General features: G+C 61.0%; 20 protein-coding genes and 1 tRNA gene. 19 read left to right on the top strand and 2 right to left on the bottom strand.

Annotated features, from left to right (window positions below; translation table 11 throughout):
- Positions 1-177: 177 nt before the first annotated feature.
- Both AB4N92_RS02655 and AB4N92_RS02650 read left to right on the top strand, forming a co-directional pair.
- Entirely contained in the window at positions 178-939 is a 762-nt protein-coding gene (locus AB4N92_RS02655) for a hypothetical protein (RefSeq protein ID WP_069672438.1), read from the top strand.
- Between the two features lie 66 nt (positions 940-1,005).
- On the top strand, positions 1,006-2,931 hold the full coding sequence (locus tag AB4N92_RS02650) for a hypothetical protein (protein WP_236267654.1): 1,926 nt from the start codon (positions 1,006-1,008) through the stop codon (positions 2,929-2,931).
- Here AB4N92_RS02650 and AB4N92_RS02645 read toward each other — a convergent pair.
- Together AB4N92_RS02645 and AB4N92_RS02640 are read right to left on the bottom strand one after the other, a co-directional pair.
- The gene (locus AB4N92_RS02645) at positions 2,928-6,224 is read right to left on the bottom strand and encodes an EAL domain-containing protein (protein WP_010209058.1); all 3,297 of its coding nucleotides are present in this window, start codon (positions 6,222-6,224) and stop codon (positions 2,928-2,930) included. The two genes, AB4N92_RS02650 and AB4N92_RS02645, sit on opposite strands and share 4 nt — an antisense overlap.
- Positions 6,225-6,290: 66 nt before the next feature.
- Positions 6,291-7,181, bottom strand: coding sequence for a LysR family transcriptional regulator (locus tag AB4N92_RS02640; protein WP_021491201.1), 891 nt, complete (start codon positions 7,179-7,181; stop codon positions 6,291-6,293).
- A gap of 140 nt (positions 7,182-7,321) precedes the next feature.
- Here AB4N92_RS02640 and leuC point away from each other — a divergent pair, with 140 nt between their 5' ends.
- From leuC to AB4N92_RS02555, 17 genes are all read left to right on the top strand, one after another.
- Positions 7,322-8,740: a 3-isopropylmalate dehydratase large subunit gene (gene leuC, locus AB4N92_RS02635; protein ID WP_010209060.1), complete on the top strand. Its 1,419-nt coding sequence runs from the start codon at positions 7,322-7,324 to the stop codon at positions 8,738-8,740.
- A gap of 10 nt (positions 8,741-8,750) precedes the next feature.
- On the top strand, positions 8,751-9,395 hold the full coding sequence (gene leuD / locus AB4N92_RS02630; protein WP_010209061.1) for a 3-isopropylmalate dehydratase small subunit: 645 nt from the start codon (positions 8,751-8,753) through the stop codon (positions 9,393-9,395).
- A 162-nt stretch (positions 9,396-9,557) separates the two neighbouring features.
- Positions 9,558-10,322, top strand: a complete 765-nt coding sequence (locus AB4N92_RS02625; protein WP_047540582.1) for a class I SAM-dependent methyltransferase — start codon at positions 9,558-9,560, stop codon at positions 10,320-10,322.
- 53 nt (positions 10,323-10,375) lie between these two features.
- Positions 10,376-11,458: a 3-isopropylmalate dehydrogenase gene (leuB, locus tag AB4N92_RS02620; protein WP_198832205.1), complete on the top strand. Its 1,083-nt coding sequence runs from the start codon at positions 10,376-10,378 to the stop codon at positions 11,456-11,458.
- A 64-nt stretch (positions 11,459-11,522) separates the two neighbouring features.
- Positions 11,523-12,635, top strand: coding sequence for an aspartate-semialdehyde dehydrogenase (gene asd / locus AB4N92_RS02615; RefSeq protein ID WP_021491198.1), 1,113 nt, complete (start codon positions 11,523-11,525; stop codon positions 12,633-12,635).
- Between the two features lie 251 nt (positions 12,636-12,886).
- On the top strand, positions 12,887-13,897 hold the full coding sequence (locus tag AB4N92_RS02610; RefSeq protein ID WP_010209066.1) for an aspartate-semialdehyde dehydrogenase: 1,011 nt from the start codon (positions 12,887-12,889) through the stop codon (positions 13,895-13,897).
- 162 nt (positions 13,898-14,059) lie between these two features.
- Positions 14,060-16,621, top strand: coding sequence for a FimV/HubP family polar landmark protein (locus AB4N92_RS02605; protein ID WP_137205578.1), 2,562 nt, complete (start codon positions 14,060-14,062; stop codon positions 16,619-16,621).
- Between the two features lie 141 nt (positions 16,622-16,762).
- Positions 16,763-17,587 (top strand): tRNA pseudouridine(38-40) synthase TruA, encoded by an 825-nt coding sequence (gene truA, locus AB4N92_RS02600; RefSeq protein WP_010209068.1) that lies wholly within the window; start codon positions 16,763-16,765, stop codon positions 17,585-17,587.
- Between the two features lie 64 nt (positions 17,588-17,651).
- A complete protein-coding gene (locus AB4N92_RS02595; RefSeq protein ID WP_044287553.1) occupies positions 17,652-18,284 on the top strand; it encodes a phosphoribosylanthranilate isomerase in 633 nt (210 codons plus the stop codon).
- A gap of 244 nt (positions 18,285-18,528) precedes the next feature.
- Positions 18,529-19,449 (top strand): acetyl-CoA carboxylase, carboxyltransferase subunit beta, encoded by a 921-nt coding sequence (gene accD / locus AB4N92_RS02590; protein ID WP_016976632.1) that lies wholly within the window; start codon positions 18,529-18,531, stop codon positions 19,447-19,449.
- Positions 19,446-20,753 (top strand): bifunctional tetrahydrofolate synthase/dihydrofolate synthase, encoded by a 1,308-nt coding sequence (gene folC / locus AB4N92_RS02585; protein WP_010209071.1) that lies wholly within the window; start codon positions 19,446-19,448, stop codon positions 20,751-20,753. The genes accD and folC overlap by 4 nt, the downstream gene beginning before the upstream one ends.
- Positions 20,737-21,399: an SPOR domain-containing protein gene (locus tag AB4N92_RS02580; RefSeq protein ID WP_010209072.1), complete on the top strand. Its 663-nt coding sequence runs from the start codon at positions 20,737-20,739 to the stop codon at positions 21,397-21,399. The genes folC and AB4N92_RS02580 overlap by 17 nt, the downstream gene beginning before the upstream one ends.
- A gap of 257 nt (positions 21,400-21,656) precedes the next feature.
- Positions 21,657-22,214, top strand: coding sequence for a CvpA family protein (locus AB4N92_RS02575; RefSeq protein ID WP_003192538.1), 558 nt, complete (start codon positions 21,657-21,659; stop codon positions 22,212-22,214).
- Positions 22,215-22,255: 41 nt separating this feature from the next.
- Entirely contained in the window at positions 22,256-23,761 is a 1,506-nt protein-coding gene (purF, locus tag AB4N92_RS02570) for an amidophosphoribosyltransferase (RefSeq protein ID WP_021491193.1), read from the top strand.
- A gap of 65 nt (positions 23,762-23,826) precedes the next feature.
- Positions 23,827-25,038 carry an O-succinylhomoserine sulfhydrylase gene (locus tag AB4N92_RS02565; RefSeq protein WP_010566994.1) on the top strand — a complete coding sequence of 404 codons (1,212 nt, stop codon included), beginning with the start codon at positions 23,827-23,829 and terminating at the stop codon, positions 25,036-25,038.
- Positions 25,039-25,049: 11 nt separating this feature from the next.
- Positions 25,050-25,814 (top strand): SDR family oxidoreductase, encoded by a 765-nt coding sequence (locus tag AB4N92_RS02560; protein WP_010209079.1) that lies wholly within the window; start codon positions 25,050-25,052, stop codon positions 25,812-25,814.
- Positions 25,815-25,921: 107 nt separating this feature from the next.
- A tRNA-Val gene (locus tag AB4N92_RS02555) sits at positions 25,922-25,997 on the top strand.
- The last annotated feature ends 41 nt before the right edge of the window (positions 25,998-26,038 follow it).

Genomic DNA, 26,038 nt, shown 5'->3' with positions numbered 1-26,038 from the left:
AGCCATAACCGTGTTGTATCGCCAACTATTGAGCCTTGCCGGACACCAGACCATTCAGTTCGTGCATCGCTCCACTCTGTACCCAGAGAAAACGTTCGTACTGCAACACCTGTTCCTCGCTCAGAGGTAAAGTCCGATAGTTTCAGTAATAACGCGGACACTTCGGCCTTGCTCAGCATGTTGGGAGAAGTGTTCAAGCAGTTTTTCACTCAATTGCAAAGCCTCTTGCGTGGAGACGTGCATCCGGTTGAACCGAAAAACAACGATGTACCTGCACCGTCGCCACGCGTACAACCCACTCCCGATACGAGGCTCACCGATAAACAAAACGAACCTATCCCCGAGCTTTCCACTCAGCGTCGAGGTGCAAAGCCCAAAGATATCTTCAGTGGTTTTCGTCAGGGCAGAAATGGTAACTGTGTGACAATCTCCGCTATCAAGGCAGCGATGGCAAAGTTTGGCCAAAGCCCTAAGGATATTTACAAGTCTGTCGAGAAAGGCGTGGATGGATTTAAAGTTGTCATGCGTGACGGCATGACGGTAGAACTCAGCAAGGCGGAGTTGGACAGTGCCATCCGCGGCTCCAACTTTGTTGGAATAAATGATCCTGGCATGCTCAAGGATGCACATTTCCTGTTTGCAGTTTCTGCCAAGCGGGCGCAAATGGAGAACAACGACGGACGGGCAGGCAAAAGTTATGAAGCCGCCATAAGAAGCCTCAACGATGGTGAAGATGAATGGGGCCCTGGGGAGGGGTTCAAACGTCTGGGGCTAAAAGACCATATGAAGCGTGTATCGGTGCGTGAATTCGCTGACAAGTCATTGATTGGCATGGTCAACCGGCGCGGGCACTCAGTGGCTATCGTGGACGGAATTGAAGAGAACTATGGGCGCAAAGGCGGCCGGCCCACAGGCGGCCAAGCCATCGCGTTGATGTGACAACAACGTTTGATCTGATTTTCTTGTCACGAACTCGTCCAACTAATTAATAAAAGAGTTAACGATATGAGTACGTTTGCAATTGGATCTTTCGTGCGTTCTAACCCCATGGCTGCGCAGTTGTCGAGTGCTTTAGGAATATCTCGCACTCCCCCTGTTGATGTGCCGGAGCGTGGCTTCGGTGAGCATTTCAATGCCAGTTCGCACAGCGCCGTCATTAATCTGATGATGCTCACGTTTGGCCCGCGTCCTGCGGATTTTTTCAACGAAGTAAAGGGCAGTAACGATGGGTATGACGTGACCATGAAAGATGGTTACACGCTGCATGTTTCCAAACAGGAGTTGCAGCAGGCGGCGTCCGCGTCGCGTTTTACCGGCCATCACAACGATGCACTGAGCAGTGCCCATTTTGCGTTGGCTGTGTTTATCAAGCGCAAACAATCAGCCAGCGGTAATGCGGATGATCGGCCTGGTTTTGAGTCGGTCTTGACCCAGTCGTTGCAGGGTGAAACGGCGTTCAACATGCTCAAAGGCATGGGGTTGTCCGGCCATCTCCAATACCGCCCCACTGCAACGGCTATCTCGGAGGGGCTGGCGGGGGTTGCAGACAGCTATGACTCTGGCTCGTCGTTAATTTACGCTGACAAGGCGCATCAGTTTGGCCGGCAACGTTCTCCCGATCGAAGCTATATGTATACGTTGGTGAGCGACAGTGCGCCAACGCGCCGCGTTGCCCCTGCCCCCGAACCGCCGACGGTCGTCCCCGAGGTTGAACGCCGCAATAAAAGTGCCCCTCCCGACGTTGCAGAGGTGTTGCAGGGATTCGCGCCGGTTTCGCGTAATTTCGGCGAAGTGTTTGACCTGAGCAGCCATGCTGCTGTCATCAAGATGATGATGCTGCGGTTTGGCCGCTCGCCCTCCGACATGTTTGAAACGGTCGAGGCCACGAAAACGGGTTACCGCATCACCATGAAAGATGGGTTTGAAGTGACGCTGTCAGCGCAGGAGTTGCAACGCACCTGTGGAGCCTCACGATTGACCGGCCCTGACGCGCCAATGGGCGCCGATGCCAATTTCATGCTGGCCGCCTTTGCCAAGCGCAAGCAGGTCGAGGGCAATGTTGAGTTTGATGCAGCGCTATCGAGCACCTTGCGTGGGGAGCACACCTATCGCGTGTTGAAAGGCATGGGCCTGACCGGCTTCATACGCGTTGTGCCCCCCGATAAATTGCGTGAGCCAGGCAGCGTCGGCGTTATCAGCACCTTTAACTATTCGGGTGCATTGGTCGCGGATGGCATCAAGCATGATAACGGTGGGCAAGCGGCTGTCAGCAAGGATTATGGCTACCAGCTTGCCGCAGACGTACCGGTCGAACCCAACGGTAAGCCTGCGCAGTTCTCGGCGGTGCCCGTCGGCACAAAGCCTGTCGATATCTGGAACGGTTTCTATCAAGGCGTCGAGGGTAACTGTGTCACGGTGTCGGCAATCAAGGCTGCGATGATGAAGTATGGGCAGAACCCTATGGGGATCTTCAAGCATGTCACCGAAACGCCCGAAGGTTTCACCACCATCATGCGTGATGGTTGCACGGTGCGCTTCACTCACGTCGAGTTGCAAAGGGCGCGAGCGGCTGCCAACTTCCATGGCGAGGACAAGGGCCTGGTTGACGATGCGGTATTCCTCTACGCGGCGAGCGCCAAGCGTGCCCAGCTGGAAAATCATGAGTTCCGCGCCAGTGCAAGTTTTGACGCCGCCCTGAAAACGCTGAACGACGGTGAGATTCCGGGCGATGCGTTGCGTCGCCTCGGCTTATACGCCTTTACCCGCTCCAGTAGCGTGCAGGAGCTGGCATCAGGCGTGCCAGGCACCTTGGCGAACTTCGGGCATTCGGTGGTCGTTGTGGAGGGGGCCATTGATGAATATGGCATCAAGCGCGAGTTGCAAGGTTCGGACTGGATGCAAAAGGAAGGTCACGCCTTGAAACTGGTTTAACCCCGGCCTTCTCCCGCGAGTAAACGCTCGCGGAATCCGATCATGGGCAGCGGTCGGCTATGCAAATACCCTTGGTACAAATGGCAGCCCAGGCCCTGCAGGAAGGCCAGTTGGTCCTGGGTTTCCACCCCTTCGGCAATCACCTCCAGGTTCAGGCTGCGGGCCATGGCGACAATGGCGCGGATGATCTCGGCATCGTTGGGGTCATGGGTAGCGTCACGCACAAACGACTGGTCAATCTTCAGGGCATCCACCGGCAGGCGTTTGAGGTAAGTGAGCGATGAATAGCCGGTGCCGAAGTCATCCATCGCAAAGCTCACGCCGAGTTTTTTCAAGCGACGCATTTTGCTGATGGTGTCGTCCAGGTTCTGGATCACGATGCCTTCGGTAATTTCCAGTTTCAACAGGCTGAACGGCAATTTGTGCTGCTTGAGACTGCGCTCCACCCGCTCCACGAAGTCGTTCTGGCGGAACTGCCGAGGGCTGATGTTCACGCACAGACTGAAATTCAGCGGGTCGACCAGGCCTTCCGCAATCAGTTGTTGGAAGGCCGCACAGGCTTCATCCAGGATCCAGGTGCCGACTTCAAGAATGAGGCCGCTGTCCTCCAGCACCTTGATGAATTCGGAGGGTGACTGCGCGCCCAATTGCGGATGCTGCCAACGCACCAGGGCCTCGGCGCCGACGATGCGGTTGCCCCGCGCATCCACTTGCGGTTGGTAATGCACGCTGAATTCACCGCGCGACAGGGCCAGGCGCAGGTCAGTCTCCATGCGCAGGCGTTCGCTGGCGGTTTTTTGCATGCTGTTGTGGAACATCTGGGTGGTATTGCGTCCTGAATCCTTGGCGCGGTACAGGGCGATATCGGCACGCTTGAGCAGGTCCGCCGGCGTGGAGCCGTGATCGGGAATCAATGCCACGCCAATGCTCGGTGTGACCTGTAAACGATGGCCGTCCAGAAACATCGGCTCGGAAAGCAGCTCACGCAACGTGTCGGCCAGCTCCTGTACCTGGTTGCTGACCTCCGTGCGCGTGCCATCCAGGCCGCTGAGCAACACCACGAACTCATCGCCACCCAGGCGCGCCACGGTGTCTTCCATGCGCACGCTGGCTTCCAGGCGGGCCGTGACGATCTTCAGCACGGTATCGCCCACCGGATGGCCCAGGGAATCGTTGATGTGCTTGAAGTGGTCGAGGTCGAGGAACAACAGTGCGCCGCGCAGGTTATGCCGCTTGAGCAGGGCGATCTGCTGGCTCAGGCGGTCCATCAGCAGGGCGCGGTTGGGCAGGTTGGTCAGTGGGTCGTGGTAGGCGAGGTGGCGGATCTGTGCCTGGGCGTTTTTCAGCAGACTCACGTCTCGTGCGGTCAGCAGCAGGCACGGGGTTTCGTTCAAGGTGATGGGCTCTACCGAGACTTCCACTGCCAGTAACTCACCGCGCTTGTTGTGCCAGAGCATTTCCAAGTAATTGATACGGCCCTTGATCTGCAATTCGGCCAGTAGCGCGGCGCGTTGGTTCTCGTCGGCCCAGATGCCGATCTGGTAAAGGGTCAGGCCGATGGCCTCCTCGGCGCGATAGCCGGTCAGGCGGCAGAAGCCGTCGTTGACCTCCACATAACGGCCGGTGTCGCGCTCGGTGATGGAGATGGCATCGGGGCTGGAATGGAAGGCTTTGGCGAACTTCTCTTCGCTAGCCTTGAGCGCCGCTTCCGAGCGTTGCTGCTGAGTGATGTCGCGCAAGGTGGTGACGATACACGGCTGGTCACCCACTTTGATCAGTCGGCTGGAAATCACGCAGGTCAGCGCCTGACCGTTCTTGTGATGCGCCACGATCGCCACATTGCTCAACGCCTGCTCGCGGATCACCCGCTCGATCCGTTGCAGACGCTTGCTGGATTCGTCCCACAGGCCGATCTGTTCGGCGCTCTTGTCGATGACTTCGGCGGCCGTCCAGCCAAACGTCTGGGTAAACGCGGGGTTGATCTCGATAAACGTGCCGCCGTCCAGACAGGTGACGCAGATCGGGTCGGGGCTGACCTGGAACAGGCTGGCGAATTTTTCCTCGGAGGCGGTCAGGCGCTGTTCGCGTTCCACCTGGTCAGTGATATCCAGCAAGGTGCCGGCCATGCGCAGCGGTGCGCCCTGTTCGTCACGGTACAGGCGCGCGCGGCTTTCGAGGTAGCGCGAACTGCCGTCTTCCATCGGCACGCGGTAAGTCAGTTGATAGTTGCCGGCTGGGCCTTCGCGCAGGGTCCGATAGGCGTTGCGCATGCTTTCGCGCTCGTCATCGGGCATGCCTTCGAAGAAGGCGTCGAACGACTCATGGAAGGGTTCCGGCGGCAGCCCGTGCAATTGGGCGGCGCGGGCCGAGCCATAGAGCATGCCGGTGGGGATGTGCCAGTCCCAGGTACCCAGTTGCGCCGAATCCAGGGCCAGGTCGAGGCGCTCCTGGCTGTCCTTGAGGGCCTGCTCGGCGTTTTTGCGCTCGGTGGTGTCGAGAAAGGTGCTGATCAGGTAGGCCTCGCCCTCCAGCTCGACCTTCTGTGCACTGAGGGTACCATCGTGGATTTGGCCATTACTGGCGCAAAACTGCACCTCCATGGTGATCGGCTCGCCCTTGCGCTGGGTGGCTTTTACCAGCTGCGCGCGTTGCTCCGGGTGGCGCCACAGGCCGAGGTCCAGGGTGGTGCGGCCGATGGCGTCGGCGAGCGGCCAGCCGAACAGCATTTCAAAATACTGGTTGGCTTCGCTGATCAGGCCGTCGGCCTGGCGGGTCAGCAGGACCATGTTCGGGCACAGGTGGAACAGCGTGGCGAAGCGTTTCTCGGAGTGGCTGAGGGCGTTTTCGCGGTCGCGCTGGTGGGTGATTTCGCGGATCACCCCGATCATGCGGCGCCGTCCGGCCTTGTCCGGCGCCAGGCTGCCGTTGATTTCCAGCCAGTGCAGGCTGCCATCTGGCCATTGGATATGGTGATGCATGGCCTGTTCGAACGGCTCGCCCGCCAGCACCGCATGGAATGCTCGCACTACGCGGGCGCTGTCTTCGGGGGCCAGCAGGTCCAGGTAGTCCAGGTCGTTGGGCAGCGGCTGGCGTGGGTCAAAGCCAAACAGTGCCTGGGTGCCCCGTGACCAGCTGATACGTCCGCTGTCGATTTCCCAACACCAAGCCCCTAGCCGGGCAGCATTGAGCGCTGCCAGCAATTGCGGGGCGCTGTCCCAGCTTTGTTCCGCCGCTTGGGGATCCAGGGCGTAGATGCGGGGCAGGGGTGGCACGGAATCGACGGGGTTGCGCATTATCAAAGGGCCTTGGCTCAATGGGCGTTCAGCGCGGTTCTGTTCAGACCTTGAGGCCGCACGGCTTCATGCCGGTATCCCTGGCAGATCGACCTGTGCATCCAATAGGCTCATGAAAGCCCGCGCAGCGTTCGACAGCGTCCTTTCGGTGTGCACGATATAGCCTAGCTGGCGACTGAGCTGTATGCCCGGTAAAGCGATACTTGCCACCTGATCATCGAGCATGGTGCGTGGCAGCACGCTCCAGGCCAGGCCGATGGACACCATCATCTTGATAGTTTCCAGATAGTTAGTGCTCATCGCGATGTTCGGGGTGAGGCCCTGGGCCTCGAACAGGCGGCTGACGATATGGTGGGTAAAGGTATTACCTCCAGGGAAAACCGCCGGGTGGCCGGCAATATCGGCCAGGCTGACGCTGCCGTTGCTGATCAGGCTGTGTTCCGGCGCCACCACGAAATCCAGCGGGTCATCCCAGACCGGGGTGGCGCGTACCAGGTTGTGAGGATCGGGCGCCAGGGTAATCACCGCCACTTCGGCGCGGCCATGGAGGATTTCTTCGTAGGCCACTTCCGAATCGAGGAACTGAATATCCAGCGCCACATTCGGGTATTCCCGGGTAAAGGTACGTAGCACCGGCGGCAAGCGATGCAGGCCGATGTGGTGACTGGTGGCCAGGGTCAGCCGGCCGCTGACTTCGCCGGTGAGGTTGGTGAGCGCGCGGCGGGTGTCGTCCAGCACGTTGAGGATCTGATAGGCGCGCGGCAGCAAGGCCCGTCCGGCTTCGGTCAAGCCGACTTCACGGCCCAGGCGATCGAACAGGCGCACCTTTAATTGTTGCTCCAGACCGGCGATGCGTTTGCTGATGGCCGGTTGGGTCAGGTGCAGGCGCTCGCCGGCGCCGGAGAAGCTGCCAGTCTCGGCGATGGCAATGAAGGCATTGAGGTTGGCCAGATCCATGGATGTATTCCAGTTGGTAATCCAAAGCATAAAAAATATGAATTTGAGTTATTTAATGTAGCGCCATACCATCAGCCTCACAAGCCAAAGGGTTATTGAAAAGCCCGGCATAAAGAAATACCGCTGATGAGGACCGACTGATGGCCGGCAAAACGCTTTACGACAAGCTTTGGGATTCCCATGAAGTGAAACGGCGCGACGATGGTTCGTCGCTGATCTATATCGACCGTCACATCATCCATGAAGTGACCTCGCCCCAAGCGTTCGAAGGCCTGCGTCTGGCCGGGCGCAAGCCTTGGCGCGTCGACTCCATCATCGCCACCCCCGACCACAACGTGCCGACCACTCCCGAGCGCAAAGGCGGCATCGACGCCATTGCCGACCAGGTTTCGCGTTTGCAGGTTCAGACCCTCGATGATTACTGCGACGAATATGGCATTACCGAATTCAAGATGAATGACGTGCGTCAAGGCATCGTGCACGTGATCGGCCCGGAGCAGGGCGCCACCTTGCCGGGCATGACCGTGGTGTGCGGTGATTCCCACACCTCCACCCACGGTGCATTCGGCGCCTTGGCCCACGGCATCGGCACCTCCGAGGTGGAACATGTGTTCGCCACCCAGTGCCTGGTCGCCAAGAAAATGAAGAACATGCTGGTCAAGGTCGAAGGCACATTGCCATTTGGCGTGACTGCCAAGGACATCGTCCTTGCGGTGATCGGCAAGATCGGCACCGCTGGCGGTAACGGCCATGCCATCGAGTTCGCCGGCAGTGCGATTCGCGACCTGTCTATCGAAGGCCGCATGACCATCTGCAACATGTCCATCGAAGCCGGTGCCCGCGTCGGCATGGTCGCGGCCGACGAAAAAACCGTCGAATACGTCAAGGGTCGCCCATTTGCTCCGCAAGGTGCGGACTGGGACGCCGCTGTTGAAGCCTGGAAGGACCTGGTCTCCGACGCCGACGCGGTGTTCGACACCGTGGTCGAGCTCGACGCTGCCCAGATCAAGCCACAAGTCAGCTGGGGCACTTCGCCGGAAATGGTCCTGGCCGTCGACCAGAACGTGCCGGACCCGGCTAAAGAAACCGACCTGGTCAAGCGCGGCTCCATCGAGCGCGCCTTGAAGTACATGGGCTTGCAGGCCAACCAAGCGATCACCGACATCCAGTTGGACCGCGTGTTCATCGGGTCCTGCACCAACTCGCGGATCGAAGACCTGCGCGCTGCGGCGGTGATCGCCAAGGGCCGCAAAGTGGCGTCGACCATCAAACAAGCCATCGTGGTGCCGGGTTCGGGCCTGGTCAAAGCGCAAGCCGAAGCCGAAGGCCTGGACAAGATCTTTCTTGAAGCCGGTTTTGAATGGCGTGAGCCAGGCTGCTCGATGTGCCTGGCGATGAACCCGGACCGTTTGGAATCGGGCGAGCATTGCGCCTCCACCTCCAACCGTAACTTCGAAGGGCGTCAGGGCGCCGGTGGGCGTACCCACTTGGTCAGCCCGGCCATGGCTGCTGCGGCTGCCGTCAACGGTCGTTTCATCGACGTTCGCGAATTGATCTGAGGAATACCCGATGCGTGCTTTTACCCAACACACCGGCCTTGTCGCCCCATTGGACCGTGCCAACGTCGACACCGACCAGATCATCCCCAAGCAGTTCTTGAAGTCGATCAAGCGCACCGGTTTTGGCCCGAACCTGTTCGACGAGTGGCGTTACCTGGACGTGGGCTACGCCTACCAGGACAACTCCAAGCGCCCGCTGAACAAGGACTTCGTGCTCAACGCCGAGCGTTACCAAGGCGCCAGCGTACTGCTGGCACGGGAAAACTTCGGTTGCGGCTCCAGCCGTGAACACGCGCCGTGGGCCCTGGAAGAATATGGCTTTCGCAGCATCATCGCGCCGAGCTATGCCGACATCTTCTTCAACAACAGCTTCAAGAACGGCCTGTTGCCGATCATCCTGACCGACGAAGAAGTCGACGAGCTGTTCAAGCAGGTGGAGGCCGAAGAGGGCTACCAACTGACCGTCGACCTGGCTGCGCAAACCGTGACCCGTCCGGATGGCAAGGTGTATCACTTTGAAGTCGATGCGTTCCGTAAGCACTGCCTGATCAACGGCTTGGACGACATCGGCCTGACCTTGCAGGACGGCGATGCGATTGCAGCGTTTGAAGCCAAGCACCGGGCGAGCCAGCCTTGGTTGTTTCGCGATGCTTGATTTTATGTAAGCCGGACAGGCCCCTTCGCGAGCAAGTCGAATCGTCGCACCGCCGCTCCCACTTTTGATTGCATTTCAACTGAAGAAACTCGGTCAAATGTGGGAGCGGGCTTGCTCGCGAAGGCGGCAGCAAAAACAACACACGTCCCAAGGAAAGCCACCATGACCACCACCGCCCACACCCACGTTGTGCAAAAACAATTCGGCGAACAGGCGTCTGCCTACCTGAGCAGTGCCGTGCACGCCCAAGGCACCGAATTCGCGCTGCTCCAGGCCGAACTGGCCGGGCAGGGCGCTGCACGGCTGCTGGATCTGGGCTGCGGTGCCGGTCATGTGAGTTTCCATGTGGCGCCGCTGGTCAAGGACGTGGTGGCGTATGACCTGTCCCAGCAGATGCTCGACGTGGTTGCAGCCGCTGCCAGGGATCGTGGCCTGGGCAACATCACCACCGTGCACGGCGCTGCCGAACGTCTGCCGTTCGCCGATGGCGAGTTCGATTTCGTGTTCAGCCGTTATTCGGCTCACCACTGGAGCGACCTCGGCCTGGCGCTGCGCGAAGTGCGCCGCGTACTCAAGCCGGGCGGCGTGGCGGCGTTCGTCGACGTCTTGTCACCGGGCAGCCCGCTGTTGGACACTTACCTGCAAACCGTCGAAGTGCTGCGCGACACCAGCCACGTGCGCGATTATTCCGCCGCGGAGTGGATGCAACAGCTCAGCGAGGCCGGTCTGCACGTGCGCACTAGCAGCCGCCAACGCTTGCGCCTGGAATACACCTCCTGGGTCGAGCGCATGCGCACGCCAGAGGTATTGCGCGCTGCAATCCTTGAGCTGCAGAAGGCCATGGGCCAGGAAGTGCGCGATTATTACGAAATTCAGGCCGACGGCACCTTCAGCACCGACGTACTAGTGGTCTTCGCCGAACGCTGATCGATTTTTCCCGACCTGCCCACGGGCGGGTCGCTTGATGAAATGAGGAACGCATGAGCAAGCAGATTCTGATTCTCCCTGGCGACGGTATTGGTCCGGAAATCATGGCCGAAGCGGTCAAGGTGCTGGAACTGGCCAACTCCAAGTACAGCCTGGGCTTCGAGCTGAGCCACGACGTGATCGGCGGCGCGGCCATCGACAAGCACGGCGTGCCCCTGGCCGATGAAACCCTGGACCGCGCCCGTGCGGCCGATGCCGTGCTGCTCGGCGCCGTGGGTGGCCCGAAATGGGACAAGATCGAACGTGACATCCGTCCTGAGCGCGGCCTGCTGAAAATTCGCGCCCAACTGGGCCTGTTCGGCAACCTGCGTCCGGCGATCCTCTACCCGCAACTGGCTGACGCGTCGAGCCTCAAGCCGGAAGTGGTCGCGGGCCTGGATATCCTCATCGTGCGTGAGCTGACCGGCGGCATCTACTTCGGCTCGCCACGCGGTGTGCGCGAGTTGGAAAATGGCGAGCGCCAGGCCTACGACACCCTGCCGTACAGCGAGAGCGAAATCCGCCGTATCGCCCGTGTCGGTTTTGACATGGCCCGCGTGCGCGGCAAGAAAGTCTGCTCGGTGGACAAGGCTAACGTCCTGGCCTCCAGCCAACTGTGGCGCGAAATCGTCGAGGAAGTGGCCAAGGACTATCCGGATGTCGAGCTCAGCCACATGTACGTCGACAACGCTGCGATGCAACTGGTGCGCGCACCCAAGCAGTTCGACGTGATCGTCACCGACAACCTGTTCGGCGACATCCTGTCCGACCAGGCATCGATGCTCACCGGTTCCATCGGCATGCTGCCGTCGGCGTCCCTGGACACCAATAACAAGGGCATGTACGAGCCTTGCCACGGTTCGGCGCCGGACATCGCGGGCCAGGGCATTGCCAACCCGCTGGCGACGATTTTGTCGGTCTCGATGATGCTGCGTTACAGCTTCAACCTGAGCGACGCAGCCGACGCGATCGAGAAAGCTGTGAGCCTGGTGCTGGATCAGGGTTTGCGCACCGGCGACATCTGGTCGCAGGGTTGCACCAAGGTCGGTACGCAAGAAATGGGCAACGCAGTAGTCGCCGCGCTGCGGAATCTGTAATCTCTCGGGCCCGCTTGCAGTTCTTGCTGCAAGGCGGCCCACTTTTTAACAAGGTGTAGTTGCGATGAAACGTGTAGGTCTGATCGGTTGGCGCGGTATGGTCGGTTCCGTGCTCATGCAGCGGATGCTGGAAGAGCAGGATTTCGATCTTATTGAGCCGGTGTTTTTCACCACTTCGAACGTGGGTGGCCAAGGGCCGTCCGTGGGCAAGGACATTGCCCCGCTCAAGGACGCCTACAACATTGAAGAGCTGAAAACCCTCGACGTGATTCTGACCTGTCAGGGTGGCGACTACACCAGCGAAGTCTTCCCCAAGCTGCGTGAAGCCGGTTGGCAGGGTTACTGGATCGACGCCGCGTCGAGCCTGCGCATGCAGGACGATGCCGTCATCATCCTCGACCCGGTGAACCGCAAGGTCATCGACCAGCAGCTGGACGCGGGCACCAAGAACTATGTCGGCGGCAACTGCACCGTCAGCCTGATGCTGATGGGCCTGGGTGGCCTTTTCGAAGCGGGCCTGGTCGAGTGGATGAGCGCCATGACCTATCAGGCGGCCTCCGGTGCCGGCGCGCAGAACATGCGTGAACTGATCAAGCAGATGGGCGCGACCCACGCGGCTGTGGCCGATCAACTGGCTGACCCGGCCAGCGCGATCCTCGACATCGACCGCCGTGTGGCCGAGGCCATGCGCAGCGAGGCCTACCCGACCGAGAACTTCGGCGTGCCTTTGGCCGGCAGCCTGATCCCCTGGATTGACAAGGAACTGCCGAACGGCCAGAGCCGTGAAGAATGGAAGGCCCAGGCCGAGACCAACAAGATCCTCGGTCGCTTCAAGAGCCCGATCCCGGTGGACGGCATCTGCGTGCGTATCGGCGCGATGCGCTGCCACAGCCAGGCGCTGACCATCAAACTGAACAAAGACGTGCCGATCGCCGATATCGAAGCGTTGATCAGCCAGCACAACCCTTGGGTCAAGCTGGTGCCGAACAACCGCGACATCAGCATGCAGGAGCTGAGCCCGACCAAGGTCACCGGCACCCTGAATGTACCGGTGGGCCGCTTGCGCAAGCTGAACATGGGCACCCAGTACCTGGGCGCGTTCACCGTGGGCGACCAACTGCTGTGGGGCGCGGCCGAACCACTGCGTCGCATGCTGCGGATTCTGCTGGAGCGTTGATCGCGTAAAGCAAGATGAGAAACCCGCGTTCTGGTGACAGGCGCGGGTTTTTTTATTGTTCTTTCGGGCGCTATCGCAGGCAAGCCAGTTCCCACATTTGATTGCATTCCAACTGACGAAACTCGGTCGAATGTGGGAGCGGGCTTGCTCGCGAAGAGGCCATCAGCCACACCACAAAAGCTGGGTTAATTGCCTCACCCCCCACCACCCGGTAAAGTGCCGCTCCCCCCGCAATGCCCGAGGCAGCCCCCATGACCCAGACCTTTGATATCGCCGTGATTGGCGCCACCGGCACCGTTGGCGAAACCCTGGTGCAGATCCTAGAAGAACTGGGCTTCCCGGTGGGCACCCTGCACCTGCTGGCGGGCAGTAACTCTGCCGGTGCATCGGTGCCGTTTCGCGGCAAGAACGTGCGGGTGAGGGAGGTCGATGAGTTCGACTTCAGCAAAGTCCAGCTGGCATTCTTTGCGGCGGGGCCGGCGGTGACCTTGAGTTTTGCGCCGCGTGCCACGGCGGTGGGCTGCTCGGTGATCGACTTGTCGGGCGCGCTGTCGGTCGAACAGGCACCGCAGGTGGTGCCGGAAGCCAATGCCCATGTGCTCGACGGCCTGGAAAGACCCTTCCAGCTCGGCAGCCCAAGTCCATCGGCGACCCACCTGGCAGTCGTCCTGGCGCCATTGCGGGGCCTGTTGGATATCCAGCGCGTGAGCGTCACCGCCAACCTGGCAATGTCGTCCCAGGGGCGTGAAGCCGTCAGCGAATTGGCCCGGCAAACCGCCGAGTTGCTGAATATGCGCCCACTGGAACCGAAGGTGTTTGATCGGCAGGTCGCCTTCAACCTGCTGGCTCAGGTCGGTACGCCGGACGCCCAAGGTCATACAGCTCTGGAGAAGCGCCTCGTACACGAGCTGCGCGCAGTGCTGGAATTACCTTTGCTAAAGATTTCCGCAACCTGCGTTCAAGCCCCGGTGTTTTTTGGCGATAGCCTGACAGTGTCTCTGCAACTGGGCGCACCGGTCGACCTCGCCGCCGTGAACCGCCTGCTCGACGCAGCGCCGGGAATAGAGCGGGTTGAGGAGGGGGACTACCCAACGGCGGTGGGCGACGCGGTTGGCCAGGACGTGGTCTATGTAGGACGGGTCCGCGCAGGTGTGGATGACCCCGCGGAACTAAATCTGTGGCTGACGTCAGATAACGTACGCAAAGGCGCGGCACTGAACGCCGTACAGCTGGCGCAGTTGTTGATAAAAGGCCTTGCGTAAAAGATACTTGGCGGCAATTTGTAGATTGATTCTAGCCAAGCGCTATGCTTGGCCCCAGGCAGGAAAAGTTGCGCGTCGGTGACCTATCGGCTCGCCATGCCTTATGGCAGCGGTTACCAACCTTCTCGCAGGCCGGGGAGTGTTCAGACAAAGGATGAGGCTATGGTTCAAGTTCGCAAACTGGTGTTAGCAATAGCGGCCGCCTCGGCGCTGTCCTCCGGTATGGCGCAGGCGCTGCAGCTGGGGGAGATGACCCTCAAGTCGAAGTTGAACCAGCCGTTGGCGGTGGAAATCGAATTGCTCGATGTCGGTGGGCTCACCGCCTCCGAGATCACGCCAAGCCTGGCTTCGTCCCAAGCCTTCGTGGATGCCGGCGTTGATCGCCAGGCGTTCCTCGACGACCTGACGTTTACCCCGGTGGTCAATCCCAGCGGCCGCAGCGTGGTGCGTGTGACCTCCAGCAAGCCATTGCCGGATTCCTATGTCCGCTTCCTGTTGCAAGTGCAATGGCCCAATGGCCGTTTGATGCGCGACTACAGTGTATTGCTTGACCCGGCCAAGTTCGACCAGCCGGCACCGACGACCGCCGCGCCTGCGCCGCGATTGGCGGCACCGGCCAGCACCGCGCCGGCCGTGAGCAAGCCGGCACAACACACCACGACGTCTCGCGACACGTTGTGGGAAATTGCCGCGAAGAACCGCAATGGCGGCTCGGTACAGCAGACCATGCTGGCAATCCAGGCGCTGAATCCCGACGCATTTATCGACGGCAACATCAACCGTTTGAAAACCGGCCAGGTCCTGCGCCTGCCGGATCCCGTGCAAAGCACCTCGCTGCCACAACCCCAGGCGATCGCCGAAGTCAGCGCGCAGAATGCGGCCTGGCGCCAAGGCCGACGCGCCGCCAACAATCCCGCCGCGGGCAAGCAGCAACTGGACGCCACCAAGCGCACCCAGGCCGGCAATGCGCCAGCGAGCACCGGCGCCAAGGACAACCTGAGCCTGGTTTCCGCTGAGGCGGCCAAGAAAGGCGTCAAAGGCAAGGCGGGCGATAGTGCGGCGTTGAGCGACAAACTGGCGATGACCCAAGAGCAACTGGACACTACCCGTCGCGACAACGAAGAGTTGAAAAGTCGCGCAGCAGACCTGCAAAGCCAGTTGGACAAGCTGCAAAAGCTGATTCAACTGAAAAACGATCAGCTCGCACGTCTGCAGGCCGAAAAGGGCACCCCGGCCGCTCCGGCCACGGGGGCGATGCCCGCGCAGTTGGCAGGTGAGCCGGTGGCCGCTCCGGCAGTGCCCGACGCCGCCACTGCTACCCCCGCACCTGCCGCGCCGGCGCCTGAGCCGGTCAAGGCGGATGCAACGCCGGCCAGCGCCGAAGGCAAGTTCAATGACCTGCTGACCAACCCGGTCGTGCTCGGTGTGATCGGCGGTGCCGCAGGCCTGCTGGTGCTGTTGCTCCTGCTGTTGTGGGTGCGCCATCGCAATGCGCGCCGCGAGGAGGAAAAACACCTGCGCATGGCGCGCGCGCTGGCTGAAGAGCCGGTATTCACCTCGAACATCGACCAGGATCTGCCACCAGACAGCTTCGAAGGCTTGGAAGTGCCGCCGCCGAATGTCAAGCTGGCCGCAGCTCCAACTCCAACGCCTACGGTTGAGCCGGCAGTCGCTGTGCCGACTGTCGCCTCGGTGCTGGCGCCGCTGGCGGTTGCCGTGGCTCCGGTGAACGCCAGCGATGCCCTGGCCCAAGCGCAGTCCCTTATCGACCGTGGTCACCTGAACCAGGCCGCCGATGTGCTGGAGCAGGCGATCAAACAGGAGCCCAAGCGCAGCGACCTGCGTTTGAAGCTGATGGAGGTCTACGGCCTGCAAAACAACAAGGACGGCTTCGTGACCCAGGAGCGTCAACTGGTGGCCAATGGTGAGAACCATGCCCAGGTCGAACAGCTCAAGAGTCGCTTCCCGGCCATGGCCGTGCTGGCGGCGGGTGTCAGTGCTGCGGTGGCCGCGGCTGCCTTGGACGCTCAGTACGTCAAGGATTTGCTGGAAGACAAACCAGCGCCTGCGGCTACAGAGCCGGAAGCGTTCGACACCGATTTCGACCTGAGCCTGGACGACCTGGAAGAAGCCTCCCCGGCTGAAGCCAAGGACGATCAGCAGACCTTCGAATCGCTGCTGCAACAGCAGACCGAAGCCAAGGCCGCGCCGGATGACCTCTCGGACTTCGACCTGGACCTGCAATTGGATGGCCCGGCTTCGGCGCAATCCGATGACGACTTCCTCTCCGGCCTGGAAGAGCAGATGAAGGATGTGCCGGCCGTCGAGCCGCCCACCCTGGCCCCGACGGCGCTGGATGACTTCGACCTGCCTGAAGATTTCGACTTGTCCTTGGCCGATGAGCCGGAAGCGGCGGCCAAGCCTGATGCATTTGCGTCCGAGCTGGACGATGTCAACGCCGAGCTGGACCGTTTGTCCCAGAGCCTGGAGCATCCTTCGATCGAGCCATCCTTCACTGCAGAAGACGCGGCGCAGGGCGACGATGAGCCGGAATTCGACTTCCTCTCCGGTACGGACGAAGTGGCGACCAAGCTCGACCTGGCCCAGGCCTATATCGACATGGGCGATGCGGACGGCGCGCGGGATATCCTCAGCGAAGTGCTGACCGAAGGTGATGAAGCTCAGCGTGGCGAGGCCAAGGAAATGCTCGGCAGGCTGGTCTGACCGTCAATCGTCAAGGCAGCGGCGACCTTCGGGTCGCCGTTTTGCTTTTGTGGGCACTCACACAAATCGGCATAATGGCCGCCTTTGCGCAACTCATCAGGCTCTCAGTTCTTGGCAAATATAGATAACGCGGCCGCCGAAATGGCGGCCGCAGGCTTTTACCGCATCGCCCTGGGCGTGGAATACAAAGGCTCGCGCTATCGAGGCTGGCAGCGTCAGGCGTCCGGCGTGCTGACGGTGCAGGAAACCCTGGAGAACGCACTGTCGAAAGTGGCTGATTCGCCGGTGTCGCTGATGTGCGCCGGGCGTACCGATGCGGGCGTGCACGCCTGTGGCCAGGTGGTGCACTTCGACACTCAGGCTGAACGGTCGATGAAGGCGTGGGTGATGGGCGCTAATATCAACTTGCCCCATGACGTCAGCGTCACTTGGGCCAAGGTCATGCCAGCGCACTTTCACGCGCGCTTCAAGGCCATCGCCCGGCGTTATCGCTACGTGATCTACAACGACCAGATCCGTCCGGCGCACCTTAACGAAGAAATCACCTGGAATCATCGTCCGCTCGACGCCGAGCGCATGGCCGAAGCCGCACAGCATCTGGTCGGCGTGCATGATTTCAGCGCCTTCCGTGCCGGCCAGTGCCAGGCCAAGTCGCCGATCAAGGAAGTCCATCACCTGCGGGTGACCCGTCACGGCAAGATGATCGTGCTGGATATCCGTGCAGGGGCGTTCCTCCACCATATGGTTCGAAACATTGCCGGGGTGCTGATGACCATCGGCACCGGCGAGCGTCCGGTGGAGTGGGCCAAGGAAGTACTGGAGAGCCGCGTCCGTCGTACGGGCGGAGTCACGGCGCATCCGTTTGGCTTGTACCTGGTGGATGTGGAGTACCGTGACGAGTTCGAATTGCCGGAGCGTTTCATCGGGCCACACTTCCTCACAGGTTTCAGCGAACTTGGCGGCTGACGCCCGGAAAAGCTTTTGTTACCATCCGGGACTTTATCGGTCCAATCCCTGGGGTTTCCACGACATGTCAGCCGTTCGCAGCAAGATTTGCGGGATTACCCGCATAGAAGACGCGCTGGCGGCGGTCGAGGCGGGGGCGGATGCTCTCGGTTTCGTGTTCTATGCCAAGAGCCCGCGGGCGGTGAGTGTGGTGCAGGCGCGGGCGATCATCGCTGCGTTGCCGCCATTCGTGACCACTGTGGGTTTGTTCGTCAATGCCAGCCGCTGCGAGCTCAACGAAACCCTGGATGCCGTACCGCTGGATATGCTGCAGTTCCACGGCGACGAAACGCCGGACGAATGTGAAAGCTACCAGCGTCCGTACCTCAAGGCGTTGCGTGTCAAGGCGGGGGACGATATCGCTGCGGCGTGTGCGGCCTATGGCAGCGCCCGCGCAATCCTGCTCGACACCTATGTCGAAGGCGTGCCCGGCGGTACCGGCGAAGCGTTCGATTGGTCGCTGATTCCCGAGGGCCTGAGCAAGCCGATCATCCTGGCCGGCGGGCTCAACCCCGGTAATGTCGGGGCGGCGATAGAGCAAGTCCGGCCTTATGCCGTGGATGTCAGCGGCGGCGTGGAGCAGGGCAAGGGCATCAAGGATCACAGCAAGATTCGCGCATTCATGCAGGCCGTGCGCAACAGCAGTGACCGGATGTGACGGCTGGCAGTCTGCCGCCGTCCATAACTACCACTGTGTAAAACAGCCCGGCGCCGCCTGAGGGTGGCCCGGAAACGAAGTGGCAACCCTGCGCTGGCAGGTTGTCTGGAAGGCTGAGGATACAGGCGGGAAAAGGCCGGTCGAACGTCTGACCCCGTCCAGCTTGTGTCATCGCCACATATGAATTTAGCTCAAGGGCATACGCGGGGCTGTGTTCAAGCCACCGGTACTGGAGAAAGAAAGCATGAGCAACTGGTTAGTAGACAAACTGATCCCTTCGATCATGCGTTCCGAGGTGAAAAAAAGCTCGGTTCCTGAAGGTCTGTGGCACAAGTGCCCATCCTGCGACGCGGTGCTGTACCGCCCGGAGCTGGAAAAGACCCTGGACGTTTGCCCCAAGTGCAACCACCACATGCGTATCGGCGCTCGCGCTCGCATCGACATCTTCCTGGATGCCGAAGGTCGTAACGAGTTGGGTGCCGACCTGGAGCCGGTTGACCGTCTCAAGTTCCGCGACAGCAAGAAGTACAAGGACCGTCTGGTCGGCGCGCAGAAGCAGACTGGCGAGAAGGACGCGCTGATTTCCGTCAGCGGTAAGCTGCTGGGCATGCCGGTCGTGGTGTCGGCCTTCGAATTCTCCTTCATGGGCGGCTCCATGGGTGCCATCGTCGGTGAGCGCTTCGTTCGCGCCGCCAACTACGCCCTGGAAAACCGTTGCCCGATGATCTGCTTCGCCGCCTCCGGTGGTGCGCGCATGCAGGAAGCGTTGATCTCCCTGATGCAAATGGCCAAGACCTCTGCGGTATTGGCGCGTCTGCGCGAAGAAGGCATCCCGTTCATCTCCGTACTCACTGACCCGGTCTACGGCGGCGTTTCCGCCAGCCTGGCGATGCTGGGTGACGTGATTGTCGGCGAGCCAAAGGCATTGATCGGCTTTGCCGGCCCACGTGTGATCGAGCAGACCGTGCGTGAGAAGCTGCCGGAAGGTTTCCAGCGCAGCGAATTCCTGCTGGAGCACGGTGCTATCGACCTGATCATCCCGCGCGGTGAGCTGCGTCCACGCCTGGGTAACCTCCTGGCACAAATGATGGGCCTGCCTACCCCTGTGTACGTCGCGCCTAAAGTTGAACCGATCGTCGTGCCGCCGGTGCCTGCAAACCTATGACCCAGCGTACCCTGGGCGAATGGCTCGCTTACCTTGAGCAGTTGCATCCGTCCGCCATCGACATGGGCCTGGAGCGCTCGCAACAGGTAGCGGCCCGCCTCGGGTTGGGCCGTCCGGCACCGCGTGTGATCACGGTGACCGGTACCAACGGCAAAGGCTCTACCTGTGCCTTTGTCGCGGCGCTGCTGCAGGCCCAAGGGCTGAAAGTCGGCGTCTACAATTCCCCGCACCTGCTGCGTTACAACGAGCGGGTGCAGCTCAATGGCGTCGAAGCCACGGATGAGCAACTCTGCGAAGCCTTCGCCGCACTCGATGCCGGCCGTGGCGAGATTTCCCTGACTTACTTCGAGATGGGCACCTTGGCGGCGTTCTGGCTGTTCGAGCGTGCGCAACTGGATGTGGTGGTGCTGGAAGTCGGCCTGGGCGGGCGTCTGGACACGGTCAATGTGGTGGATGCCGACCTGGCATTGGTCACCAGCATTGGCGTGGACCATGCCGACTACCTGGGCAATACGCGCGAATCCGTTGCCTATGAAAAAGCCGGGATCTTCCGCCAGGGCAAGCCTGCGCTGTGTGGTGACCTGGATCCGCCGCACACCTTGCTCGACAAGGTGCGCGAGCTGGATTGCCCGTTTTTCCTGCGCGGTCGCGACTTCAATCTCGAGATCGGTGCGCAGCACTGGCAATGGCGTGGGCGCGATGCCCGCGGCCAGGTGGTAGAGCTGTGCGACCTGCCGCTGCTGAATCTGCCGATGGAAAACGCTGCGCTTGCGCTGCAGGCCTATCTGTTGCTGGACCTGCCGTGGAATGCCGAGCAGATTGCCGCCACCTTGTTGTCGACACGTGTGGTCGGGCGATTGGATCGTCGTGAGTTCCAATGGCAAGGCAAGCGCCTGAACCTGTTGCTGGATGTGGGCCATAACCCCCATGCGGCCGAGTACCTGGCGCAACGCCTGTCGCGTACGCCGCCGGTCGGTCGTCGTCTTGCAGTCTTTGGCTTGCTGGCCGATAAGGACCTGGACGGTGTCGTCGCGCCGTTGCTGGGCAGCGTCCAGGCTTGGGCGGTAGCGCCATTGGATACCTCGCGCAGCCGTCCGGCCGCCGAGCTGGAAGTGGCCTTGCAGAACCTTGGTGCGCCGGTAGCGTCGTATGCAAGCGTGACCGATGCCCTTGAAGCACAGTGCGCCGTTGCCACCCCCGACGATGAGATTCTGTTGTTCGGGTCATTTTATTGTGTTGCCGAGGCGCTCGAGTGGTTGGCCCGGCGCTCCACGGAGGAAGCTGCACATGGCATTACTGGATAGCGCATACAAGCAGCGAATGGTCGGAGCCCTGGTTCTGGTGGCGTTGGCGGTGATTTTCCTGCCGATGCTGTTTTCTCGCCAGGATGAAGAGCGTCAAGTGGTCGTCGAGGCGCCGGCTGCCCCACAGGCCCCGGCGGTGCCGCAAGTACAGGTTGAGCCGGTGGTGGTGCCTGAGCCCCAGGCCTTGCCGGAAGAAGAGCCGGTGCCGACCGATGCTGAAGTGGCTGCCCAGCAAGCCCCGTCGATGCCGGTTCAGCCGAGCGTACCGGTGGTCAAGCCGGCACCCGCTGCACCGGTTGCTGCCGCCAAGCCCGCTGCGCCCGCACCTGCACCCAAGCCGGTAGCGCCGCAACCTGCCGCGCCGGGCAAGCCGGACGTGGGGCAAAGCCGTATCGATCCGAATGGGTTGCCGATCAGTTGGTCGATCCAGGTGGCCAGCCTGGGTAATCGCGAAGGCGCTGATGCCTTGCAGAAAAAGCTGCGTAGCCAGGGCTATAACGCTTACATCCGTAGCGCTGACGGCAAGAACAGGGTGTTTATCGGTCCGCTGATTGAGCGTGCCGAGGCGGATCGCCTGCGGGACCTGCTGGATCGCCAGCAGAACCTGAAGGGGTTTGTCACCCGCTTCCAGCCTGAGCGCGGCTGATACCGCCAGCCTCTGGTTGGAATGCAGGCCAAGTGTGGGAGCTGGCTTGCCTGCGATGACGGTGGGCCAATCAACAGGGATGTTGAATGTGCCCGCCCCATCGTAGGCGAGCCAGCTCCCACATTTGTTTTGTGGTGGGCTTGAGATCGGATTCGCTCGCCCCAACTGACTGATTTGCAAGGCACTGACAATCACAGCTTACCGACAGCCCGACGCTCTGCTAAAATGCGCCGCCTTATCTGTCCGTAGGCTCAAACGTGCCATTTACCTGGGTTGACTGGGCGATCGTTGCAATCGTCGCCATCTCCGCTTTGATCAGTCTAAGCCGCGGCTTCGTCAAAGAAGCACTGTCGTTGCTGACCTGGATCATCGCAGGAGTCGTAGCCTGGATGTTCGGCGGTTCATTGTCGGTCTACCTGGCCGGATACATCGAGACACCTTCGGCTCGCGTCATCGCGGGCTGCGCCATCATGTTCATCGCCACGCTGCTGGTGGGAGCAATGGTCAATTATCTTATTGGCGAGTTGATACGTGTCACCGGCCTCTCCGGGACCGATCGATTTCTCGGCATGGCCTTCGGCGCCGCGCGTGGCGCGTTGCTGGTGGTCGTGGCGGTCGGGCTGTTGAGCCTGGGGCCGGTACAGCAGGATTCGTGGTGGCAGGAGTCGGTACTCGTGCCAAAATTTCTATTGGTTGCAGATTGGTCCAAGAACCTCATTCTGGGGTGGAGCAGTCAGTGGCTGGCCAGCGGAATCAGCGTACCCGCTGATCTTCCGTTCAAGGAACACCTCTTACCGGCCAAAACGCCTCAGTAAGCTGTGTTCAGTCAAGATTCATTAAGTAGGGGTTGCGTCGCATGTGTGGCATCGTCGGTATCGTCGGTAAGTCGAACGTCAATCAGGCGCTGTATGACGCGCTAACCGTCCTCCAGCACCGCGGCCAGGACGCTGCCGGTATTGTGACCAGCCACGACGGCCGGTTATTCCTGCGCAAGGACAATGGTCTGGTGCGTGACGTGTTCCACCAACGTCACATGCAGCGCCTCGTCGGGCACATGGGCATTGGCCATGTGCGTTACCCGACTGCCGGTAGCTCGACGTCGGCCGAAGCTCAACCGTTTTACGTCAACTCGCCTTACGGCATCACCTTGGCGCACAACGGTAACCTGACCAACGTTGAACAGCTGGCCAAGGAGATTTACGAATCTGACCTGCGCCACGTCAACACCAACTCCGACTCGGAAGTGCTGCTCAACGTGTTCGCCCACGAGCTGGCCCAGCGCGGCAAGCTGCAGCCGACCGAAGAAGATGTGTTCGCCGCCGTCACCGACGTGCATAACCGTTGCGTCGGTGGTTATGCGGTAGTGGCCATGGTCACCGGTTATGGCATCGTCGGCTTCCGTGACCCCCACGGCATTCGTCCGATCGTGTTCGGCCAGCGTCATACCGACGAAGGCGTCGAGTACATGATCGCGTCCGAAAGCGTGTCGCTGGACGTGCTGGGCTTCACGCTGATCCGCGACCTCGCGCCAGGCGAAGCGGTTTACATCACCGAAGACGGAAAGCTGCACACCCGTCAGTGCGCCGTGGCGCCGAAACTCACCCCGTGCATCTTCGAACACGTCTACCTGGCGCGTCCGGATTCGATCATCGACGGTGTTTCGGTGTACAAGGCGCGTCTGCGCATGGGCGAGAAGCTGGCCGAGAAGATCCTGCGCGAGCGTCCTGAACACGACATCGACGTGGTGATCCCGATCCCGGATACCAGCCGCACCGCTGCGCTGGAGTTGGCCAACCACTTGGGCGTCAAGTTCCGCGAAGGCTTCGTGAAGAACCGCTACATCGGCCGTACCTTCATCATGCCGGGCCAGGCTGCGCGCAAGAAGTCGGTGCGCCAGAAGCTCAACGCCATCGAGCTGGAGTTCCGCGGCAAGAACGTGATGCTGGTGGATGACTCCATTGTGCGCGGTACTACCTGCAAGCAGATCATCCAGATGGCCCGCGAAGCCGGTGCTAAAAACGTGTACTTCTGTTCCGCAGCGCCTGCCGTGCGTTACCCGAACGTCTACGGCATCGACATGCCGAGCGCCCATGAGCTGATCGCTCACAACCGTTCGACCCAGGACGTGGCCGACCTGATCGGCGCCGATTGGCTGATCTACCAGGACCTGCCGGACCTGATCGAGGCGGTTGGCGGTGGCAAGATCAAGATCGACCAGTTCGACTGCGCCGTGTTCGACGGCAAGTACGTGACCGGTGATGTCGACGAGACCTACCTGAACAAGATCGAGCAGGCGCGCAACGACTCCTCGAAGATCAAGACCCAGGCGGTCAGCGCGATCATCGACCTGTACAACAACTGAGTGACAACCGGCCCTGAGGGGCCGGTTTTGTATCTTAAATAAAGAATTGAGTAAGGAGTCGCAGCATGAGTCAGGAATGGGATGCCGGTCGGTTGGACAGCGACCTCGATGGCGTAGCTTTCGATACCCTGGCTGTGCGCGCTGGCCAGCATCGCACCCCGGAAGGTGAGCACGGTGATCCGATGTTCTTCACCTCCAGCTACGTGTTTCGTACCGCTGCCGACGCCGCTGCGCGCTTTGCTGGCGAAGTGCCGGGCAACGTGTATTCGCGTTATACCAACCCGACTGTGCGCGCGTTCGAAGAGCGTATCGCAGCGCTGGAAGGCGCTGAGCAGGCAGTGGCCACGGCCACCGGCATGGCGGCCATCCTGGCGGTGGTGATGAGCCTGTGCAGTGCCGGCGACCACGTGCTGGTGTCGCGCAGCGTGTTCGGTTCGACCATCAGTCTGTTCGAAAAGTACTTCAAGCGTTTCGGCATCGAAGTTGACTACGTGCCCCTGGCGGACCTGTCTGGCTGGGATGCGGCGATCAAGGCCAACACCAAGTTGCTGTTCGTCGAATCGCCGTCCAACCCATTGGCCGAGCTGGTGGATATCGCCGCATTGTCCGAAGTGGCACATGCCAAGGGCGCCATGCTGGTGGTCGACAACTGCTTCTGCACTCCGGCGCTGCAACAGCCGTTGAAGCTGGGCGCGGACATCGTCGTGCACTCGGCCACCAAGTTCATCGACGGCCAGGGCCGTTGCATGGGCGGCGTGGTTGCGGGGCGCAGCGAGCAGATGAAAGAAGTCGTCGGCTTCCTGCGCACGGCTGGCCCGACCTTGAGCCCGTTCAACGCCTGGATCTTCCTGAAAGGCCTGGAAACCCTCAGCCTGCGGATGAAGGCCCACTGCGCCAACGCTCAGGCCCTGGCCGAGTGGCTGGAGCAGCAGGACGGTATCGAGAAGGTGCATTACGCCGGCCTCAAGAGCCACCCGCAACATGAGTTGGCCCAGCGCCAGCAGCGTGGTTTCGGTGCCGTCGTGAGCTTTGAAGTGAAGGGCGGCAAAGAGGGCGCCTGGCGCTTTATCGATGCGACCCGTCTGATTTCCATCACCGCTAACCTGGGTGATAGCAAGACCACTATTACCCACCCGAGCACCACCTCCCACGGGCGCCTGGCGCCGCAGGAGCGTGAAGCGGCCGGTATCCGTGACAGCCTGATCCGCATTGCAGTGGGCCTGGAAGACGTCGCTGACCTGCAAGCTGACCTGGCTCGTGGGCTGGCGGCCTTGTGATCGAGTGGTCCATGGACGCCGCGGCAGCCAGCAATGGGCGCGTCGCGCTGGTGACGGGGGCGGCGCGGGGCATTGGCCTCGGCATTGCCGCGTGGCTGATCAGCGAAGGCTGGCAGGTGGTGTTGACCGACCTGGACCGCGAGCGCGGCTCCAAGGTGTCCAAGGTGCTGGGCGAAAACGCCTGGTTCATCAGCATGGACGTTGCCGACGAAAAACAGGTGGCCCAGGGGGTCGCCGAGGTATTGGGGCAGTTTGGGCGCCTGGATGCGCTGGTCTGCAATGCCGCGGTGGCTGACCCTCGCAACATCACCTTGGAAAGCCTCGACCTGGCTTACTGGAATCGGGTGCTCGCCGTGAACCTCAGTGGGCCCATGTTGCTGGCCAAGCATTGCGCGCCCTACCTGCGTGCCCATGGTGGTGCCATCGTCAACTTGGCATCGACCCGGGCTGGCCAGTCTGAGCCGGACACTGAGGCCTATGCGGCGAGCAAAGGTGGCCTGCTGGCGCTCACGCATGCCTTGGCGATGAGTCTGGGGCCGGAAGTGCGGGTCAATGCGGTCAGTCCCGGCTGGATCGATGCGCGCGACCCTGCTGCGCGCCGCGCTGCGCCGTTGAGTGATGCCGATCACGCTCAGCATCCGGCGGGCAGGGTGGGGACTGTAGAAGACGTGGCGGCGATGGTGGCGTGGCTGCTGTCGCGCCAGGCGGGGTTTGTCACCGGGCAAGAGTTTGTCGTGGACGGTGGCATGAGCAAGAAGATGATTTACAGCGAGTAGGGTGGGTAGCCGTCTTGAAGCAATTTTGTCTTTTTCAGAAAAACTTCAAGCAGGCTATTGACTTAGGTCCGTTACCTGCGTAAATTTCGCGGCCTCAACGAAGCAAAGGGTGATTAGCTCAGCTGGGAGAGCATCTGCCTTACAAGCAGAGGGTCGGCGGTTCGATCCCGTCATCACCCACCACTTCTTGAGAGTTTTGCCTCAGGGCAAGACGCAACGTTAAA

Source organism: Pseudomonas sp. S3_A09, from assembly GCF_054668065.1.
The sequence above is the reverse complement of the archived record's forward strand: the minus strand, read 5'-3'. Positions and strand labels throughout refer to the sequence as shown.

Excerpts from the sequence above, each read along its gene's own strand:
- AB4N92_RS02645 (WP_010209058.1), bottom strand. The coding sequence starts at position 6,224 with ATGCGCAACCCCGTCGATTCCGTGCCACCCCTGCCCCGCATCTACGCC.
- asd (WP_021491198.1), top strand. The coding sequence starts at position 11,523 with ATGAAACGTGTAGGTCTGATCGGTTGGCGCGGTATGGTCGGTTCCGTG.
- AB4N92_RS02565 (WP_010566994.1), top strand. The coding sequence starts at position 23,827 with ATGAGTCAGGAATGGGATGCCGGTCGGTTGGACAGCGACCTCGATGGC.
- AB4N92_RS02650 (WP_236267654.1), top strand. The coding sequence starts at position 1,006 with ATGAGTACGTTTGCAATTGGATCTTTCGTGCGTTCTAACCCCATGGCT.
- AB4N92_RS02625 (WP_047540582.1), top strand. The coding sequence starts at position 9,558 with ATGACCACCACCGCCCACACCCACGTTGTGCAAAAACAATTCGGCGAA.
- leuB (WP_198832205.1), top strand. The coding sequence starts at position 10,376 with ATGAGCAAGCAGATTCTGATTCTCCCTGGCGACGGTATTGGTCCGGAA.
- AB4N92_RS02640 (WP_021491201.1), bottom strand. The coding sequence starts at position 7,181 with ATGGATCTGGCCAACCTCAATGCCTTCATTGCCATCGCCGAGACTGGC.
- AB4N92_RS02580 (WP_010209072.1), top strand. The coding sequence starts at position 20,737 with ATGGCATTACTGGATAGCGCATACAAGCAGCGAATGGTCGGAGCCCTG.
- leuC (WP_010209060.1), top strand. The coding sequence starts at position 7,322 with ATGGCCGGCAAAACGCTTTACGACAAGCTTTGGGATTCCCATGAAGTG.
- truA (WP_010209068.1), top strand. The coding sequence starts at position 16,763 with ATGGCGGCCGCAGGCTTTTACCGCATCGCCCTGGGCGTGGAATACAAA.
- AB4N92_RS02655 (WP_069672438.1), top strand. The coding sequence starts at position 178 with ATGTTGGGAGAAGTGTTCAAGCAGTTTTTCACTCAATTGCAAAGCCTC.
- AB4N92_RS02605 (WP_137205578.1), top strand. The coding sequence starts at position 14,060 with ATGGTTCAAGTTCGCAAACTGGTGTTAGCAATAGCGGCCGCCTCGGCG.
- AB4N92_RS02595 (WP_044287553.1), top strand. The coding sequence starts at position 17,652 with ATGTCAGCCGTTCGCAGCAAGATTTGCGGGATTACCCGCATAGAAGAC.
- purF (WP_021491193.1), top strand. The coding sequence starts at position 22,256 with ATGTGTGGCATCGTCGGTATCGTCGGTAAGTCGAACGTCAATCAGGCG.
- accD (WP_016976632.1), top strand. The coding sequence starts at position 18,529 with ATGAGCAACTGGTTAGTAGACAAACTGATCCCTTCGATCATGCGTTCC.
- folC (WP_010209071.1), top strand. The coding sequence starts at position 19,446 with ATGACCCAGCGTACCCTGGGCGAATGGCTCGCTTACCTTGAGCAGTTG.
- AB4N92_RS02560 (WP_010209079.1), top strand. The coding sequence starts at position 25,050 with ATGGACGCCGCGGCAGCCAGCAATGGGCGCGTCGCGCTGGTGACGGGG.
- leuD (WP_010209061.1), top strand. The coding sequence starts at position 8,751 with ATGCGTGCTTTTACCCAACACACCGGCCTTGTCGCCCCATTGGACCGT.
- AB4N92_RS02610 (WP_010209066.1), top strand. The coding sequence starts at position 12,887 with ATGACCCAGACCTTTGATATCGCCGTGATTGGCGCCACCGGCACCGTT.